Genomic DNA, 16118 nt, shown 5'->3' on the forward strand with positions numbered 1-16118 from the left:
GGCTGCTCCTCCGCGCGGGACGGGACGACCCCACCAGGAGTACCAACTCAGCCCAGGTCGAGCCGGGCGGCGCGCCGGAGCAGCGCCGGGCTGATCCGCCCGAGCAGCCGGGCGGCCTTGGCCTCGAAGGTGACCGGGACGACCGGCTTGCCGGTGCGGACGGCCCGCAGGATCTCGGCCGCGACCTTCTCGGGCGGGAAGCCCCGGCGGGCGTACATCTTGGAGACCTTCTCCTGCTTGGCCGACTGTTGGGCGGCGGTGAGGCCGGAGAAGGTCGAGGTGCGGGTGATGTTGGTGTTGACGATGCCGGGGCAGATCGCCGAGACGCCGATGCCTGCGGGGGCGAGTTCGGCGCGCAGGCAGTCGGAGAGCATCAGGACGGCGGCCTTGCTGGTCGCGTACGCGGCGAGCAGCTTGGAGGGCAGGTAGGCGGCGGCGGAGGCGAGGTTGACGATGTGGCCGCCCTCGCCGCGCTCTGCCATCAGCGTGCCGAAGGCGCGGCAGCCGTGGATGACGCCCCAGAGGTTGACGTCCAGGACGCGCTGCCACTCCTTCTCGGTGGTCTGCAGGAACGTGCCGGAGTGGCCGATGCCGGCGTTGTTGACCAGCACGTCGGGCACGCCGTGGGCGGCGGCGATCTCCTGGGCGAAGGCCTCGAAGGCGGCGCCGTCGCTGACGTCGAGCGCGTACGCGTGGGCCCGGCCGCCGACCAGGGTGCAGAGTTCCGCGGTGCGTTCGGCGGCGGGCAGGTCGAGGTCGGCGATGACGACGCGGGCGCCCTGCTCGGCGAAGGCGAGTGCGGTGGCCCGACCGATGCCGCTGCCCGCGCCGGTGATCACGACGAGCTGGCCGGAGTCCGGCGGGGCCTGGGACTGCCCGGCCTCGACCCGGGCGGCGAAGTCGCGGACCATCCCGGCCACCAGCGGCCCCTTCTCCAGCAGCGCCGACCAGTGGGTGGCGTTGACGGTGCGCCGGGTGAGCTTCGGCGCCCACCGCTCCAGGCCCTCGGAGAGGAAGTCGGAGACGTAGTGGTCCCGGGCCAGGGTGATCAGCTGGACCGGCAGCTCGGTGCTCCGCTCGCGCGGGTGCCGGACGGCGGGCCGCATGTTGGCCCGGTAGAGCTCGATGCCGCGTACCGCGTCCTGCTTGAGGGTCGCCTGCGGGTGCCCGGGGCGGGGGCTGACGGCCTCCAGGTCGCGCAGCACGCGCGGCCAGGCGCGGGCCAGCCAGAGCCGCCAGGTCGCCGGGGCGAGCACGGGCAGGTGGAAGGCCGTGATGTACCAGGAGTGGGCGCCCTGGACGAGCAGCTGGCGCAGGTGCCGGGGGGTCGGGCGGCGCAGCCGGTGCCGCATCCAGTGGCCGACGTGGTCGAGCGCGGGCCCGGACATGGTGGTGAAGGAGGCGAGCCGCCGCTCGGCACCGGGCTCGGTGACGGCCTCCCAGGACTGCACCGAGCCCCAGTCGTGGGCGACGACGTGCACGGGCCGGTCCGGGCTGACGGCCTCGGCGACGGCGAACAGGTCGGCGCCGAGCTGGGCCAGCCGGTACCCGTCACGCGTGCGGGGCACGCCGGAGTCGCCGGCGCCGCGGACGTCGTACCGGACGACGTGGTGGTCGGCGGCGAGATCGGCGGCGATGTCGTCCCAGACCACATGGGTGTCCGGGTACCCGTGCACCAGGAGCACGGTGGTCGCGCCGGGGTCGCCCTGTTCGAAGACGGCCAGCGGGAGGCCGTCGGTGGCCTGGACGGTGCTGCGGCGGATGCTCACTTGGCGGTCTCCTTCGGGGCCTGGGCCCAGCGGCGGACGTGCGGCAGGTCGTCGTCGAGCCAGTAGGCATCGTCCTCGGTGACCACCAGCAACTCCTCGAACTTGATACCCACCTCGCGGAAGCCGATGTGCGGCTCGACCGCCCAGAGGCCGGGCGTGGGCGCGTGCCGGGAGGAGCGGCCGTCGGCCCAGAGGGGGGAACGGCCCTGGAGGCGCTCGCTGATCAGCTCACGGCCGAGCGTCTGGATCGTCCGGACGCCGAACCCGAAGAGGTTGACCCCGGCCGGGCCCCGCGCGGTCATCCGCGTCACCTGATGGCCGATCACCCGGCCGGGGTAGACCTGGTGGCGGTTGTCGTAGCCGTGCGCGGCGATCTGGGCGTCCACGGCGGCGTACACCTCGTTCAGCGGCTTCCGGGCCTTCACCTCGCGGAGGATCAGCTCGCGGTAGACCTGGAGGTCGGCGGCCAGCCTGTCCCAGACCGGGTTGTCGCCGACCTTGCCGCCGTACCCGATGTCGGCCGTGTAACCGTCGACGACGGGCGCGCAGTCCAGCACGTACGGCATGCCCTCCTCCAGCTTGCGACCACCCGCGAAGAACTGGAGCGGCGTGTGGAAGTGCCGGAAGGCGGTGCGGTCGCCGAACCAGGCGAACGGGACGTGGAAGTAGTCCTGCACACCCGCCGCGACCAGGCAGGAGCGCAGCTTGGCAGTGGCCTGACGCTCCGTCACACCCGGCTCGATCCAGGCGGCGACCTGCTCGGCGCAGGCGTACGCGAGCTGCTGGGTCTCCCGGAAGCGGTCGAGGTCGTCGGCATCGAAGGCGAAGGGCTTGGGTGCCATGGGTGCTCTCCTTCAGAGATCCAGCACGAGGGTCTCGCCCTCAGGGGCGCGTGAGACGCAGGGCAGCAGGGCCCCGGCGGCGCGGTCCTCCTCGGTGAGCCGGCGGTCGCGGTGTTCGGGGGTGCCGGAGCGCAGCCGCACCTGGCAGGTGCCGCAGAAGCCCTGGTGGCAGGAGTACGGCAGGTCGGGCCGCTGCTCGCGCAGCACGTCCAGCGCGGAGCGGTCGGCGGGGACTTCGAGCCGGGGGCCGTCCTCGCCGAGCTGGAGGGCGAACGGCCTGCCGTCCAGGATCGGTGCGGCGCCGAAGCGTTCGAAGTGCAGCGCGGCGCCGGGCGCGACGGCGGCCTGCACTGCGGCCAGCATCGGGGCCGGGCCACAGCAGTAGACGGCAGCGCCCTTCGGCGCGCGGGCCACCAGTTCGGTCGCGTCGGGAGTGCCGTCGCGGTCGTCGGTCAGCAGCTCGACCCGGCGCGGGTCGAGGGCGCGCAGCTCGTCGCCGTACGGCATCGAGGCGGCGTCCCGGCCGGTGTGGACGAGCCGCCAGTCGAGGCCCCGGCGCTGCGCCTCGCGGGCCATCGGGAGCAGCGGGGTGATGCCGATGCCCCCCGCGAGCAGCAGCACGGCGGGCTCGCCGCAGAACGCGAAGCCGTTGCGCGGGCGGCGGGCGGTGAGGCGGTTGCCGACGTGCAGGCTGTCGTGGATCTCGGCCGAGCCGCCACCGCCGTCGGCGACTCGGCGGACGGCGATGCGGTAGGTCGCGAGGTCGGCCGGGTCGCCGCAGAGCGAGTAGTGCCGCTCGCGGCCCGAGGGCAGCGTGAGCAGCAGCCGGGCACCGGGCTGCCAGGCGGGCAGCTCGTCGCCGAAGGGGGACGCGAGGTGCAGCTCGACCACGTCGGTGGCGATCTCGGTGCGGCGGGTGACGGCCAGCGGCAGCGGCGGCGTCGGCCGGGCCGGCGGGAGGCCCGGCCTGCGGCGCAGCAGCGGCCGGCCGAGCGACGGGTTGTACCAGTCGCTGAACGCGGTGAGCCGCCGGAGGAACCGGTCGGGCCCGGGGCGGCCGTACAGGTCGGGAGGCGGGTTGAGCAGGTCCATCCGGTCAGCTCCGGGTCGGTTGGGGATGCGTTAACCACTAGGGGCGGGCCGGTTGCCTCAGTGTGCCGCTGCGGCGGACCGGGCGGCGGGGGAGGTCGCGAGGTAGCTGATGGCCTGGCTGGAGGAGCCCTCCTGGGTGGGGTGGTAGCGGGGCTTGAAGTACCGGGCGGCGGAGCGGGCCATCCGGCCGGGCTCGGGCAGCAGGCCGCGGCGGGCGATCAGCTGGACCTCGCGCCAGGTGGGGCGGACCCTGCCCCTGAGGGAGGGGTCGGCGGCGAGCAGGAAGCGGACGCCGCGTACCCAGAGGTGGATCAGGACGGGGCCGGCGATGGCCATGCCGCGCACCCGTCGGAGGTAGCCGGGGTCGAGGTGGGTCATCAGGTCGAAGGCGACGCTGCGGTGTTCGACCTCCTCGGCGCCGTGCCAGCGCAGCAGGTCGAGCATGGTCGGGTCGGCCTCGGCGCGGTCCAGGCCGGGCGAGTTGAGAATCCAGTTGCCGAGAAATGCCGTGAAATGCTCGATCGCGGCCACGGCGGCGACCCGCTCGATGATGTGCTCCCGCTGCTGGGCGGGTGTCAGGGTCGGGCGGTCACCCAGCACCCGCTGGAACAGCCAGCTGACCTGTCGGACGTACGGCGCCGGGTCGAGCCCCTGGCCGAGCAGGTGCTCCAGCACCTCCTGGTGCGCCTCGGCGTGGATCGCCTCCTGCCCGATGAACCCGAGCACCTCCTCGCGGAGCTGCTCGTCCGTGATCATCGGCAGCGCGTCCTTGAACAGCCGGACGAACCAGCGCTCCCCCTCCGGCAGCAGCAGGTGCAGCACGTTGATCGTGTGGGTGGCCATCGGCTCGCCCGGAATCCAGTGCAGCGGGAGCTGCCCCCAGTCGAAGCGGACGTCCCGGGGCTCCAGCACGAGGCTGTCGTGGACGTTGGTGGGCTCGGTGGTGCGGGGCATGAGGAGCCTCCTGACCTGCTGGTGGCGGCGGGACCAACAGCAAACTACTCGCGGGTAGACCGACGGACAAGGGTTTCGGCAACTCTTATCGACATCGAGTCTAATAAGCCCGGTCAGCCCGGGAGCCAGCGGGCCTTGTACAGGCTGGCGCCGGCCAGGCGAGTGGTGCCGTCGGGGTGGTGGAAGGTGAGCTTCGAGGTGCACCAGGGGTAGGTGTTCTCGGAGTCGGGGTTGACCGTGAGGATCTCGCCGCTGCGGGAGTCGCTGCCGATGCTCTTGATTCCCGGGCCGTCGATCGAGCGGTCGCCGGGGTAGCGGACGAAGGCGTCGGCGGGGATCGAGTACTGGTACACGTGCCGGTTGGTGGTGACCCAGAGGCGGTCGGGGGCGGCCGGGCCCACGTCGTGGCCGCCGGGGGTGGGCAGCGGGACGGACCGGACGGGCGCGAGGGCATCCCCGGTGGTGAAGGCGGTCAGGGCCCTGTCGCTGAGCACCCAGAGGAGTCGACGGTCGGCGTCCCACTGCACGCCGTGCGCCCCGGCGAGGTCGTACTGGGTGTACCGGGTCGACGAGGAGTAGAGGCGGACGAAGCCCGGATCGCTGGCGACGACCACGAGCCGACCGTCCGGCAGCAGTTCGAGGCTGTGCGGGTTCCCGCCCGGCCGGGCCGCCCAGCGGACCCGCCCCTCGGGGAAGGACACCATCGCGGCCAGCCCGCCGGAGGCGCAGGTGAGCACCCACCCCTCCCCCCGCCACCGCCGGTACTTGGCCTCGTTGACGGCCCACCAACTGCCGTCCCCGCCCAGGCCGTCCCCGCCCAGCCCGAGCACGTCCGCGGCCGACCAGGACCAGAGCGCGAGCCGGGCGGCCGCCGGGCCGCGTACGTCCGCCCGCCCGTCGTGCCAGGGCAGGTCGTTGGGGTCCACCAGGAGGACCCGGCCGCTGGCCTGGTCGGCGGCGAGGACGAGGCTGCGATCGGAGGTCGGCAGCCCCTGCGCGGCGGCCGGGCGGCCTGGCGCGAGGAGTGCGGCGACGGCGGCCCCGACGACCGAGCGCCGGGACGGGACGGGGGCCGGCAGCCAAGTGATCACCGTGCCATGGGATCACGAAGGCCCGTCGGAAGCCCGGATTCACACGGCTCGTCAGACCGCCAGACCGTCAGACCGTCAGACCGCCATCGCGACCATCAGCGGGGCCGCCCGCTCGGCGAGGAGTTCGGCGGCGGCCCGGAGGCGGTGGATGTTCTCGACCGGCATCGAGGTGGCGAGGCAGCCGACCGTGCTGCCTGCCGTGACCGGGACGGCGGCGCAGACGGTGCCGAGGGCGTACTCCTGGATGTCCAGGACGGGGACGGTCGAGGGCTGGCGCTCCAGCCGGTGCATCAGCTGTTCGGCGTCGGTGATGGTGCGGGAGGTGAGTCGGGCGATCGGGTGCCGGGAGAGGTGGTCGCGGCGGCCGTCGTGGTCGAGCTGGCTGAGCAGGCACTTGCCGATCGCGCTGGCGTGGGCGGTGGCCCGGAAGTCGACCCACTCGTGGACGGCGGGGGCGTGGTCGGCGGCCGAGACGGCCTCCACCGAGAGTTCGCCGTCGTGGTAGCGGCTGAAGTAGACGGCTGCGCCCAGCTCGTCCCGGAGTTCGAGCAGCTTCTGGTCGAGCCTCGTCCGCAGCAGCTGCTCGCGGTTCTGGCTGCCGAGCAGCGAGAAGGTGCCGCCGAGCACCCAGGCGCCGTCCTGGAAGCTCAGGTAGCCCTCGACCTCCAGCACCTCGGCCAGCTCCTGGACGGCCACCAGCGGCATCGTCAGCTCGCGGGCCAGCGTGCCGAGCGTGACCCCGCCGGAGTGCCGGTCGACGGCCTCCAGCAGGCGCAGCGCGCGCTGGAGGGTCCGGAACGGGCCCCGGCCGCCCTCGGCCAGCGTGGCCTGACGGTCCCGGCTCTGTGCCGACATGGCGACCCCTTCCGTGGTGCGTCCTGGCGCGCCGACGGGCGGCGAGCCTCTCCAGACTATCCATCGGACGGCCGCTGCACGCCCTGCTCACCGGATATTGACGCAGGTCATGAGGGATTGTCAGGAGGCATATGCCAGAACGGGGATCGACCAGCGGATCGACCGGCGGGCGGACGCCAGAACGGGCCCCTCCCCCACTGTCCGGGGGGAGAGGCCCGTCAGCCGGTCGGCCCGAGGGGTGGCTCGGGCCGACCGATGAGGGTTGGTCAGGTGGTTCAGGTGTCAGCCGGGCTGTGGTCAGCCCTCGTCGCCGGCGCGGAGCTTGGCGACGGCGGCCTCCAGGCGCGCGCCGTACGTCTCGTCGGCGGCGTGGAAGTGGGCGAGGTTCTTCTCGACCACGTCGTCGCGGCTGACCTGCGCCAGGAAGCCCGCGATGTTGTTGATCAGGCGCTCCTGCTCACCGGCCGACATCAGGCGGTAGAGCTCACCGGCCTGGAAGAAGTCGTCGTCCTTGGTGTGGGCCGGGGTGGTGTACGTGCCGGTGTAGCCGTCCAGGCGGACGGGGGCGGCCAGCGCGCTGTCGGTCTGGGCCGGGCCGTCGTACGAGTTGGGCTCGTAGTTCTTGGCGCGGCCGCGGCCGACGGCGGAGAGGCCGTCCTGGCCGTAGTTCTCCGCCTTGGTGGCCCGGGGGGCGTTCACGGCGAGCTGGGTGTGGTTGACACCGAGGCGGTAGCGCTGGGCGTCCGCGTAGGCGAAGAGGCGGCCCTGGAGCATCTTGTCCGGGGAGGCGCCGATGCCGGGGACGAAGTTGTTCGGCGAGAACGCCGACTGCTCGACCTCGGCGAAGACGTTGTCCGGGTTCTGGTTCAGCACCAGGCGGCCGACCTTGACCAGCGGGTAGTCGGCGTGCGGCCACACCTTGGTCAGGTCGAACGGGTTGAAGCGGTAGTTGGCCGCCTCGGCCACCGGCATCAGCTGGACGTAGAGCGTCCAGGACGGGAAGACGCCCCGCTCGATGGCCTGGTGCAGATCACGCTGGTGGCTGTCGGCGTCGGCGCCGAGCACCTCGGCGGACTGGTTGCCGTCCAGCGAGCGCACGCCCTGGTTGGTCTTGAAGTGGTACTTGACCCAGAACGCCTCGCCGGTCTCGCTGACCCACTGGTAGGTGTGCGAGCCGTAGCCGTTCATGTGCCGGTACGAGGCCGGGATGCCACGGTCACCGAAGAGCCAGGTGATCTGGTGGGTGGAGGCCGGCGAGTGCGCCCAGAAGTCCCACACGTTGTCGGCTTCCTGGATGCCGGTGTAGGGGTCGCGCTTCTGCGAGTGGATGAAGTCGGGGAACTTGATCGGGTCCTTGATGAAGAACACCGGGGTGTTGTTGCCGACCAGGTCGTAGTTGCCCTCGGCGGTGTAGAACTTCAGCGCGAAGCCGCGCGGGTCGCGCACCGCGTCGGAGGAGCCGAGCGCACCGGCGACGGTGGAGAAGCGCAGGAAGACGTCGGTGCGCTTGCCCACGGCCGAGAGGAAGTCGGCCTTGGTGTACTGCGAGACCTCGTCGGTCACCTCGAAGTACCCGTACGCGCCGGAGCCACGGGCGTGCACGACGCGCTCCGGGATGCGCTCACGGTTGAAGCGGGCGAGCTTCTCGATGAGCTGCTGGTCCTGGATGAGCAGCGGGCCGTACTCGCCGGCCGAGGCCGAGTTCTGGTTGTCGGCGATCGGGGCGCCGGATTCCGTGGTCAGGATCTTCGACATGACGGGTCCTTCTGAGGAGAGGCGGTGCAAGGAGAAGAGGTTCTTTCCGGCCGGACGGTCGGACGGTCGGATCAGACGCCGAGCAGGCGCCAGATCGAGGACCGGCGGCGGGAGGCGTGCTCACCGTCGGGGCCGTCGGTGGGCTGGAGGGCCGTGACGGCGGCGGTGGTCGCGGCGGCGTCCGCGAGCGGGCGGGCGGCGGTGAGCGCGGTGGCCTCCGCCGGGTTCAGGCCGGCCTCGGTGAGTGCGGTCTCGGCCTCGGCGGCCGGGAGGGCGTTGAACCAGCGCAGCGCGAGGGCGGCACGGCCGGCCTCGGTGAGCTTGCCGGTGAGCCGCAGGCGGGCCAGGCCGCCGTCGGGGTAGACGTTGATCCGCACGTGGGTGACGGTGCGTCCGCCCGCGAGGCGGTAGCGGTGGCGGGTGTCGGGCTGGAGCCGCGTACGGGGGAGGATCTCGAACCAGCCATCAGCGTCGTCGGACGGGTTGCCGCCGTTCGAGGCGTCGTAGCCCACCAGGTCGGCCCAGCCGGGGGCGTTGGCGACGAAGTGGGTGGTATCCACCTCGGCGGCAAGGACCTCGCCGCCCCCGGCCAGGGCGATCTGTACCCAGTCGTTGGCCTTGTCGCGCCGACGCCGGGTCTCCCAGCCCTCGCCCATGACGGAGGCTCGGCCGGGAGAGTTCAGGTTGTGCGGGGAGGAGAAGTAGCGGTCCGAGGCGGCCTCGGCCACGCCGCCGAACTCCTGCGCGGCGAGGTCGAAGGTCAGACCGTCGAGGTCGCGCGGGTCGGGCAGCACCTCGCCGTGCACCCGCAGACGGGCGACGCCGCCGTCGGGCCAGATGTTGAGGCGGACGTGGGTGTAGCGGGTGTCGTCCTCGACCGCGAACTCGTGGGCGGTGTTGCCCTGGAGCGCGGTACGAGGTACCAGGTCGACCCACTCGGCCGCGTCCAGCTCCTCCACCGACGGCACGCCCGGGATGGAGGCGCCCTGGACGGAGCCGGACTCGGGGTAGTTGCCGGTGAAGTGCGCGGTGTCCACGATCACGCCGCGGATGACGCCGCCGACGCCGAGCCGGACGACCGCCCAGTCGTGGTCCTCGTCGGTCGGGTGCGGCTGCTCGGCGGAGACGCCGCGCCGGCGCTTGCTCTCCCAGCCGTCCATGATCTGGCCCTTGTGCCCGAAGGTGTGGGCACGGAACTCGGCGGGCTTGGCGACGAGCAGGTTCTCCGCGTCGGCGAAGGTGTCCTCGTTGGTCGCCACCACACCGGCCCCGAGCAGCCGGGACGCCAGGTTGACCAGCTCGGTGAAGGGAGCGCTCGGTATCTGACTGGTACTCATCTGAGTCTCTCCTAGTGACGAGTGATCTGACGGCCGAACGGCTCGGCGTCCACGTCGACGACCCGGCCGCGGAGCCAAGTGGTGCGGACGACCCCGGTCAGCGTCTTGCCCGCGTACGGGGTGACGGGGTTGCGGTGGTGCAGCTCTTCGGCGTGCACGGAGAATGCGGCGTCGGGGTCGAAGGCGACCAGGTCGGCGTCGTTGCCGACGGCGATGGCGCCCTTGGTGCCGGTCAGGTCGACCAGCGAGGCAGGCCCGGAGGACATCCAGCGGACGACGTCGACGAGCGAGTGGCCGCGCTTGCGGGCCTCCGTCCAGATCGCCGGCAGCCCGAGCTGGAGCGAGGCGATGCCGCCCCAGGCGGCCGCGAAGTCGCCGCTGCCGCCGTAGCGCTGGAGCAGCTTCAGATCCGGGGTGGAGGGCGAGTGGTCGGAGACGACGGCGATGAACTCGCCGGCCGCCAGCGCCGCCCAGAGCTGGTCACGGTTGGACTCGTCGCGGATCGGCGGGCAGCACTTGAAGGCGGTGTCGCCGTCCGGCACCTCCTCGGCCGCGAGGGTGAGGTAGTGCGGACAGGTCTCGGCGGTGACCTGCACGCCGTCCGCGCGGGCCTGGCGCAGCAGCGGCAGCACGGCCGCCGAGGAGACGTGCAGGATGTGGACCCGGGCGCCGGTGCGGCGGGCCGTGTCGAGCAGCCGGGCGACGGCGGCGGCCTCGGCATCGTCGGGGCGGGAGGCGAGGAAGTCGCGGTAGTGCACGCCGGGCTGCTGCGGGGCGGCCTCCAGCACAGCCGGGTCCTCGGCGTGGATGATCGCCAGCGCGCCGATCCGGGCCTGCTCGGCGAGCGCGAGCTCGAGGTCGGCCTGCTCGACGTGCGGGAACTCGTCCACCCCGGAGGGGGCGAGGAAGCTCTTGAAGCCGAAGACGCCCGCGCGGTGCAGCGGTTCGAGGTCGGCGGCGTTGCCGGGGATCGCGCCGCCCCAGAAGCCGAGGTCGACCCAGGCCTGACCCTCGGCGATCTTCCGCTTGGTCTCCAGGCCGTCGACCGTGGTGGTCGGCGGGATGGAGTTGAGCGGCATGTCGATGACGGTGGTGACGCCACCGGCGGCTGCGGCCCGGGTGGCGGTGGCGAAGCCCTCCCACTCGGTGCGGCCGGGCTCGTTGACATGCACGTGGGTGTCGACCAGGCCGGGCAGCAGGGCCACCGAGCCGAGGTCGGTGATCCGGTCTCCGGCGAAGGTGCCGTGGTCGGCGACGGCGACGATCTTCCCGTCCCGGACCAGGACGTCAGCGGGGCGCTCACCCTCCGGCAGGACCACGCGGCGGGAGCGGATCACCACCGTCGCGGACGGCGTCTCGCTGAGGGACATCTGGACCTCCGGGAAGGATGTACGGCTTGGGGGTCGTCGAAGGCGGGCAGGCAGTCGCCGCACGGCAGTTGGGAAGTCTGATGATCGGACTTCCACTGCGATTGCTCGGAGCCTAGGCCCGCCTTCAACAAAACGTCAATGTAGGAACGTACGAGGGCTCTGTCAGCTTCCGGTCAGCCCGTGAGGAGGTCGGCCGCCAGCCGCTCCCCCGCGACCTCGGCCAGCTCCGCCGCCCGGGTCATGCTGTCGCCTGGCTGCTCGGCGAGGTCGGTCAGCGCGTACGCGGCGACGAAGCCCGCCGACCGCCACTGGTCCTCGGACAGCTCCAGCCGCCCTGCCACTGCGGCTACCCGAACCCCCGCCCGGGTAGCCGCCGCGGCAACGCCGGCGGGAGCCTTGCCATGGAGCGTCTGCGCGTCCAGGCAGCCCTCGCCGGTCACGACGAGGCGTGCCCCACGCACGGCCTCGTCGAAGCCCAGCAGTTCGAGCAGGAGCTCGATGCCGGGTCGCATGGTGGCGCCGAGCAGGGCGAGGGCCGCGAAGCCCACTCCGCCTGCCGCCCCGGCGCCGGGGGCGTCCCGGAAGTCCCGCCCGGTGGCGTCGCGGACGACGTCCGCGAACCGGGTCAGGCCCTCCTCCAGGATCACCAGGTCATCGCCGTCCGCGCCCTTCTGGGGGCCGTAGACGGCCGTCGCACCGCGCGGCCCGAGCAGCGGATTGTCGACGTCGCAGGCGACGACGATCTCCACCCCCGTGAGGCCGTCCGCGAGCGAGCCGAGCTCGATCCGGGCCAGCTTGCGCAGCGCGCCGCCGCCGGGCGCGAGCTCCGCGCCCTCGGCGTCGTACAGGCCGACGCCGAGCGCCTGGACCATGCCCGCGCCGCCGTCGGTGCAGGCGCTGCCGCCGAGGCCGAGCACGATCCGCTTGGCGCCCTGACCGAGGGCGCGGGCGATCAGCTGGCCGACACCGTACGAGCCGGCCCCGAGCGGGGCCGTCCGGCCGCCGGGCAGCCGGGCCAGGCCCGAGGACTGCGCCAGCTCGACCACTGCAGTGTCACCGCGCACGGCGATCGCGGCGTCCACCGGCAGGCCGGTCGGCCCGGCCACCTTCGCCGGTACGCGGGTGAAGCCCGCCGCCAGCGCGGCGGCCAGGGTGCCCTCGCCGCCGTCGGCGACCGGCAGCTCGCGGATCTCCAGCTCCGGCGCGACGCGGCGGATGCCGTCCGCGATCCGGGCGGCCACCTCCGCGCCCTCCAGCGTGCCCTTGAACTTGTCGGGGGCGACGACGACATGACCCTGAGTGGGGGTGGCGGGCATGGCGTGGGCCTCACTTCCGGTACGGGTTGATCTGGAGCTGGGTGCTGCTACCGAGTCTGTACGTAAAACCTCGGGAAAGTCGGGGTGCGACCCCCTCCCCGCCGTTCCTCTCGTCCCGCTTCCGACGTACGAGAGGCTCCCCTCGGCGAGGGAGGGGGCCGGGCGATGCGCGCGGCACGACCGAAGTGCCCCCGGGAGGGGTGGCGCGCGTCGCCGGTCTGGCACGGTCAGCAGGAGAACGGTTGAGCACCAGCTCTCCTGCCGACCGAACTGAGCCTCCTGGTGACGCGGGCACGACCGGACAGGTACACGCCACCAGGAGGAGCTTGGAGGGACTAGATCGTGCGGCCGGAGAGCCGCTCGACGCCGCGCAGCAGCGCGGAGTGGTCCAGCGAGCCGTCACCGTTGGCGCGGGCCGAGGCGACCAGCTGGGCGACGACCGCGCCGACCGGCAGCGCCGCGCCCACGGCGCGGGCCGCGTCGGTGACGATGCCCATGTCCTTGTGGTGCAGGTCGATCCGGAAGCCCGGGGCGAACTCGCGGTTCAGCATGTTGGCCTTCTTGCGGTTCAGCACGGTCGAACCGGCCAGCCCGCCGCCGAGCACGTCGAGCGCGGCCTCCAGGTTGACGCCCGCGTTCTCCAGGAAGACCACCGCCTCGGCCAGGACCTGGATGTTGACGGCCACGATGAGCTGGTTGGCGGCCTTCACGGTCTGGCCGGCACCGGCCGGGCCGACGTGGATGACCGTGGTGCCCAGCGCGTCGAAGAGCGGCTTCGCCTCGGCGAAGTCGGCCGCGTCGTCGGCACCGACCATGATCGAGAGCACCGCCTCGACCGCACCGGCCTCGCCACCGGAGACCGGCGCGTCCACGGTGCGGACGCCCTTCTCCTTGGCGGCCGCGGCGACCTTGATCGAGGTCTGCGGGGTGATGCTGGACATGTCGATCACGAGCGTGCCGGGCTTCACGTTCTCCAGCACACCGCCCTCACCGAGGATGACCTGCAGCACCTGCGGGTCGGCGGGGACCATCGTGATGACGACCTCGGCGTCCTTCACCGCGTCGGCGATGCTGCTCGCGCCGTGGCCACCGGCCGCCACCAGGGCGTCGATCGCGGACTGCTGGAGGTTGAAGCCGGTGACGTGGTGCCCGGCCTTGACCAGGTTGGCGGCCATCGGGCTGCCCATGATGCCGAGGCCGATAAAGGCGATCTTGCGGGAGGCGCTCATCGCGTCGCGTTCCTTACGTACGGGGGGAGGGAGAGGTGCAGCTCAGACTGCTCTGGCGGCTTGCGCCGCTCAGCCGCGCAGGTCGCGCGGGAGCCACTCGAAGCTGTCGGCGCTGACGCCGGTCGACGGGCGGTACTCCAGCCCGATCCGGCCGGTGTAGCCGGCGGCGGTCAGCCGGGCGAAGAGGTCCTCGAAGTCGAGGGTGCCGGTGCCCGGCTCGTTGCGGCCCGGGTTGTCGGCGATCTGCACGTGGCCGAAGCGGTCGGCGTAGGTGTCGATGACCTGCACGAGGTCCTCGCCGTTGACCGCCAGGTGGTAGAAGTCGCAGAGGAACTTGGCGTTGCCCAGGCCCGTGGCGGCGTTGACCTTGTCGACGATCTCGACGGCGGCCTTCGCGGTGTGCAGCGGGTAGTCCGGGGCGTCGTTCCGGTTCAGGGCCTCGATCAGCAGGACGGCGCCGATGGCGTGCGCGGCCTGCGCGGCGAGGGTGAGGTTCTCCAGGGCGAGAGCGTCCTGCTCCGCCGGGTCCACGCCCTCGACCCGGTTGCCGTAGAGGGCGTTGAGCGCCTTGGTACCCAGCGACTCGGCGAGCGCGATGCTGACCGGGAGGTTCTCCCGGAAGCGCTCCTTCTCGGCCGGCACCGAGAGGGTGCCCTTGGCGCCCTTGGTGAGGTCGTCGAGGAAGTTGAGGCCGGTGAGCTGCACACCCGCGTCGGTGAAGGCCTTGCGGAGCTCGTCCAGCTCGGCCTGCGAGGGGGTGTGGTCCGCACCGAACGGCCACCACAGCTCGGCGGCCGTGAAACCGGCGGCGGCCGCGGCGGCGGGGCGCTCCAGGAGCGGAAGCTCACTGAACAGGATCGACAGGTTGACCGTATAGCTCTGCTTGGAAGCGGCAGTCACGTCAATCACCTTTCACTCTTCCGTACATCCAACTTCCACGATCCGGAAGAGGGATTCTGCTTGGTGGAAGCTTGCTCCGGGAACCGAGGAGGTGTCAAGGCCGCCGCAACATTTTGTTGAAGCAGTCGCCCGCCCCCTCCCATCTGCGGGCCCGCTCGATACAGTGAGCGAGTGCGATTGATGGTGGAGTTCACGACAGAACCGTTCGAGCTGGACACGTTCCCCGAGCACGCGGTGGCCGCGCAGCGGGTCGTCGACGAGGCCGGGCTGGCCGTCGCCGTCGGCCCGTTCGGCACGGGTGCCGAGGGCGAGGCCGAGCAGATCCTCGCGGCGGTGACCAAGCTGCTGCACGAGACCCTGGCCGCCGGGGCGACCCGGATCTCCGTCCAGGTCAGCGTGCTGACGGAGGACGGCAGCAAGGACGGCGACAAGGACAACACCCCGGAAGGAGTGGGTACGCAGTGAGCAACGCCCTGGAACACCCGCTCGCCGCAGCGATAAAGCCGCTGCTCGACGCGGTCGGCGCGACTCCCGTCCCGGTCGCCGAAGCGCGCCCGGAGGACGTGGTGCTGGAGTGGGACGGCGCCCCGGCGGTCGCCGTGCGCCTGCCGCACCTCAGCAGCGCCCTCGACCGCATGCTGGCGGAGATGACCCGCCAGTTCGACGGCCGCCCGCTGGCCGATCTGGACCGCTGGGAGAAGCAGCGCGTGGTCGCCCTCCTGGAGGAGCGCGGCGCGTTCACCGTCCGCCACGGGGTGGAGACGGTGGCCTCGGCCCTCGGCGTCAGCCGGTTCACGGTGTACAACTATCTGAACCGCCAGGACGGGACGGCCAAGAGCTGACCCGCGAGCGCCGGCCCTGCGGTCGGCTTCGCCCAGTCTGTCCCACCTGACACACCGGGCACATTTGGCGAATCGCACACGAAAGTGGCCGGTCAGGGGCCTCTGCCCAAAACGTAACCACCAACCGTTCAACAAAGTGTTGACGGCCGGGGGTGGTCGATCTAGCTTTTGCGGGTGGCACCACTCTTCAGGAGGTCCACCCGTGACCAACCACCCCCTTCCGTCCTCCGACGCGACCACCGCCCTCGAGGCGCTGGCGGCGGCACCCGCCGCCGAGCTGACGAAGACCCTGCTGGAGATCTGTTCCAGCCCCAGCTGGGCCGAGGCCGTCGCCGGCTCCCGGCCCTGGGCCGACCGCGCTGCACTGCTGGCCGCCAACGCGGCCGCGATGGCTGCGCTCACCACCGGTGACCTGGCCGACGCGATGGCCGGGCACGCCCGGATCGGCAAGCCCAAGGCGGGCGACGCCACCTCCGAGCGCGAACAGGCCGGCATCCAGGGAGTGGACTCCGCTCTCCTCGATGAACTGCACGAGGCGAACGCCGCCTACGAGGCGAAGTTCGGCCACGTGTTCCTGATCTGCGCGACCGGCCGCACCGCGGCCACCATGCTCGGCTCGCTCCGCGAGCGCTACCCGAACGACGCCCCCGCCGAGGCGGAGATCGTCCGGGGCGAGCTGCGCAAGATCAACGACATCCGCATCAACCGCCTGCTGGACGAGTACGTCGGCTGACGGCTCGTCACTTCTGCCAAAGTTAAGGTCTCT

At 72.2% G+C, this 16118-nt stretch carries 15 protein-coding genes; 3 read left to right on the forward strand and 12 right to left on the reverse strand.

Annotated elements, in window-relative coordinates; genetic code table 11:
- Positions 1–47: 47 nt before the first annotated feature.
- The 12 genes from ACR68M_RS04460 to ACR68M_RS04515 form a co-directional block, all read right to left on the reverse strand.
- A complete protein-coding gene (locus ACR68M_RS04460) occupies positions 48–1769 on the reverse strand; it encodes an SDR family oxidoreductase (RefSeq protein ID WP_441249077.1) in 1722 nt (573 codons plus the stop codon).
- Positions 1766–2611, reverse strand: coding sequence for a M24 family metallopeptidase (locus tag ACR68M_RS04465; protein ID WP_441249078.1), 846 nt, complete (start codon positions 2609–2611; stop codon positions 1766–1768). Before ACR68M_RS04465 ends, ACR68M_RS04460 begins: the two co-directional genes overlap by 4 nt.
- Before the next feature lie 12 nt (positions 2612–2623).
- Positions 2624–3703: a PDR/VanB family oxidoreductase gene (locus ACR68M_RS04470; RefSeq protein ID WP_441249079.1), complete on the reverse strand. Its 1080-nt coding sequence runs from the start codon at positions 3701–3703 to the stop codon at positions 2624–2626.
- A gap of 57 nt (positions 3704–3760) precedes the next feature.
- A complete protein-coding gene (locus ACR68M_RS04475) occupies positions 3761–4657 on the reverse strand; it encodes a metal-dependent hydrolase (protein ID WP_441249080.1) in 897 nt (298 codons plus the stop codon).
- A 113-nt stretch (positions 4658–4770) separates the two neighbouring features.
- Positions 4771–5748 carry a DUF6528 family protein gene (locus ACR68M_RS04480; RefSeq protein ID WP_441249081.1) on the reverse strand — a complete coding sequence of 326 codons (978 nt, stop codon included), beginning with the start codon at positions 5746–5748 and terminating at the stop codon, positions 4771–4773.
- Positions 5749–5823: 75 nt separating this feature from the next.
- On the reverse strand, positions 5824–6603 hold the full coding sequence (locus ACR68M_RS04485) for an IclR family transcriptional regulator (protein WP_441249082.1): 780 nt from the start codon (positions 6601–6603) through the stop codon (positions 5824–5826).
- A gap of 297 nt (positions 6604–6900) precedes the next feature.
- The gene (locus ACR68M_RS04490; protein ID WP_441249083.1) at positions 6901–8358 is read right to left on the reverse strand and encodes a catalase; all 1458 of its coding nucleotides are present in this window, start codon (positions 8356–8358) and stop codon (positions 6901–6903) included.
- A 71-nt stretch (positions 8359–8429) separates the two neighbouring features.
- The gene (alc, locus tag ACR68M_RS04495) at positions 8430–9695 is read right to left on the reverse strand and encodes an allantoicase (protein WP_441249084.1); all 1266 of its coding nucleotides are present in this window, start codon (positions 9693–9695) and stop codon (positions 8430–8432) included.
- 11 nt (positions 9696–9706) lie between these two features.
- Positions 9707–11065 (reverse strand): allantoinase AllB, encoded by a 1359-nt coding sequence (gene allB, locus ACR68M_RS04500; protein WP_441249085.1) that lies wholly within the window; start codon positions 11063–11065, stop codon positions 9707–9709.
- Positions 11066–11238: 173 nt separating this feature from the next.
- Positions 11239–12381: a glycerate kinase gene (locus ACR68M_RS04505; protein ID WP_441249086.1), complete on the reverse strand. Its 1143-nt coding sequence runs from the start codon at positions 12379–12381 to the stop codon at positions 11239–11241.
- Positions 12382–12716: 335 nt separating this feature from the next.
- Positions 12717–13610, reverse strand: coding sequence for a 2-hydroxy-3-oxopropionate reductase (locus tag ACR68M_RS04510; RefSeq protein ID WP_441249087.1), 894 nt, complete (start codon positions 13608–13610; stop codon positions 12717–12719).
- Between the two features lie 69 nt (positions 13611–13679).
- Positions 13680–14519 (reverse strand): TIM barrel protein, encoded by an 840-nt coding sequence (locus ACR68M_RS04515; protein WP_441249088.1) that lies wholly within the window; start codon positions 14517–14519, stop codon positions 13680–13682.
- Positions 14520–14690: 171 nt separating this feature from the next.
- Between ACR68M_RS04515 and ACR68M_RS04520 the strand changes: the two genes are divergently transcribed.
- The 3 genes from ACR68M_RS04520 (at position 14691) to uraD (ending at position 16085) form a co-directional block, all read left to right on the forward strand.
- Positions 14691–14975 carry a thiamine-binding protein gene (locus ACR68M_RS04520; protein WP_441251510.1) on the forward strand — a complete coding sequence of 95 codons (285 nt, stop codon included), beginning with the start codon at positions 14691–14693 and terminating at the stop codon, positions 14973–14975.
- Positions 14972–15352 (forward strand): helix-turn-helix domain-containing protein, encoded by a 381-nt coding sequence (locus ACR68M_RS04525; RefSeq protein WP_441249089.1) that lies wholly within the window; start codon positions 14972–14974, stop codon positions 15350–15352. The genes ACR68M_RS04520 and ACR68M_RS04525 overlap by 4 nt, the downstream gene beginning before the upstream one ends.
- A 202-nt stretch (positions 15353–15554) precedes the next feature.
- Entirely contained in the window at positions 15555–16085 is a 531-nt protein-coding gene (uraD, locus tag ACR68M_RS04530; RefSeq protein ID WP_441249090.1) for a 2-oxo-4-hydroxy-4-carboxy-5-ureidoimidazoline decarboxylase, read from the forward strand.
- The last annotated feature ends 33 nt before the right edge of the window (positions 16086–16118 follow it).

Origin of the sequence: Kitasatospora sp. McL0602, assembly GCF_052076145.1 — a bacterium.
Classification (GTDB): domain Bacteria; phylum Actinomycetota; class Actinomycetes; order Streptomycetales; family Streptomycetaceae; genus Kitasatospora.

What these genes read in the sequence shown, in the direction of transcription:
- ACR68M_RS04485 (WP_441249082.1), bottom strand. Translation starts at nt 6,603, where the DNA reads ATGTCGGCACAGAGCCGGGACCGTCAGGCCACGCTGGCCGAGGGCGGC.
- ACR68M_RS04520 (WP_441251510.1), top strand. Translation starts at nt 14,691, where the DNA reads ATGGTGGAGTTCACGACAGAACCGTTCGAGCTGGACACGTTCCCCGAG.
- ACR68M_RS04510 (WP_441249087.1), bottom strand. Translation starts at nt 13,610, where the DNA reads ATGAGCGCCTCCCGCAAGATCGCCTTTATCGGCCTCGGCATCATGGGC.
- ACR68M_RS04505 (WP_441249086.1), bottom strand. Translation starts at nt 12,381, where the DNA reads ATGCCCGCCACCCCCACTCAGGGTCATGTCGTCGTCGCCCCCGACAAG.
- ACR68M_RS04475 (WP_441249080.1), bottom strand. Translation starts at nt 4,657, where the DNA reads ATGCCCCGCACCACCGAGCCCACCAACGTCCACGACAGCCTCGTGCTG.
- allB (WP_441249085.1), bottom strand. Translation starts at nt 11,065, where the DNA reads ATGTCCCTCAGCGAGACGCCGTCCGCGACGGTGGTGATCCGCTCCCGC.
- ACR68M_RS04490 (WP_441249083.1), bottom strand. Translation starts at nt 8,358, where the DNA reads ATGTCGAAGATCCTGACCACGGAATCCGGCGCCCCGATCGCCGACAAC.
- alc (WP_441249084.1), bottom strand. Translation starts at nt 9,695, where the DNA reads ATGAGTACCAGTCAGATACCGAGCGCTCCCTTCACCGAGCTGGTCAAC.
- ACR68M_RS04465 (WP_441249078.1), bottom strand. Translation starts at nt 2,611, where the DNA reads ATGGCACCCAAGCCCTTCGCCTTCGATGCCGACGACCTCGACCGCTTC.
- ACR68M_RS04470 (WP_441249079.1), bottom strand. Translation starts at nt 3,703, where the DNA reads ATGGACCTGCTCAACCCGCCTCCCGACCTGTACGGCCGCCCCGGGCCC.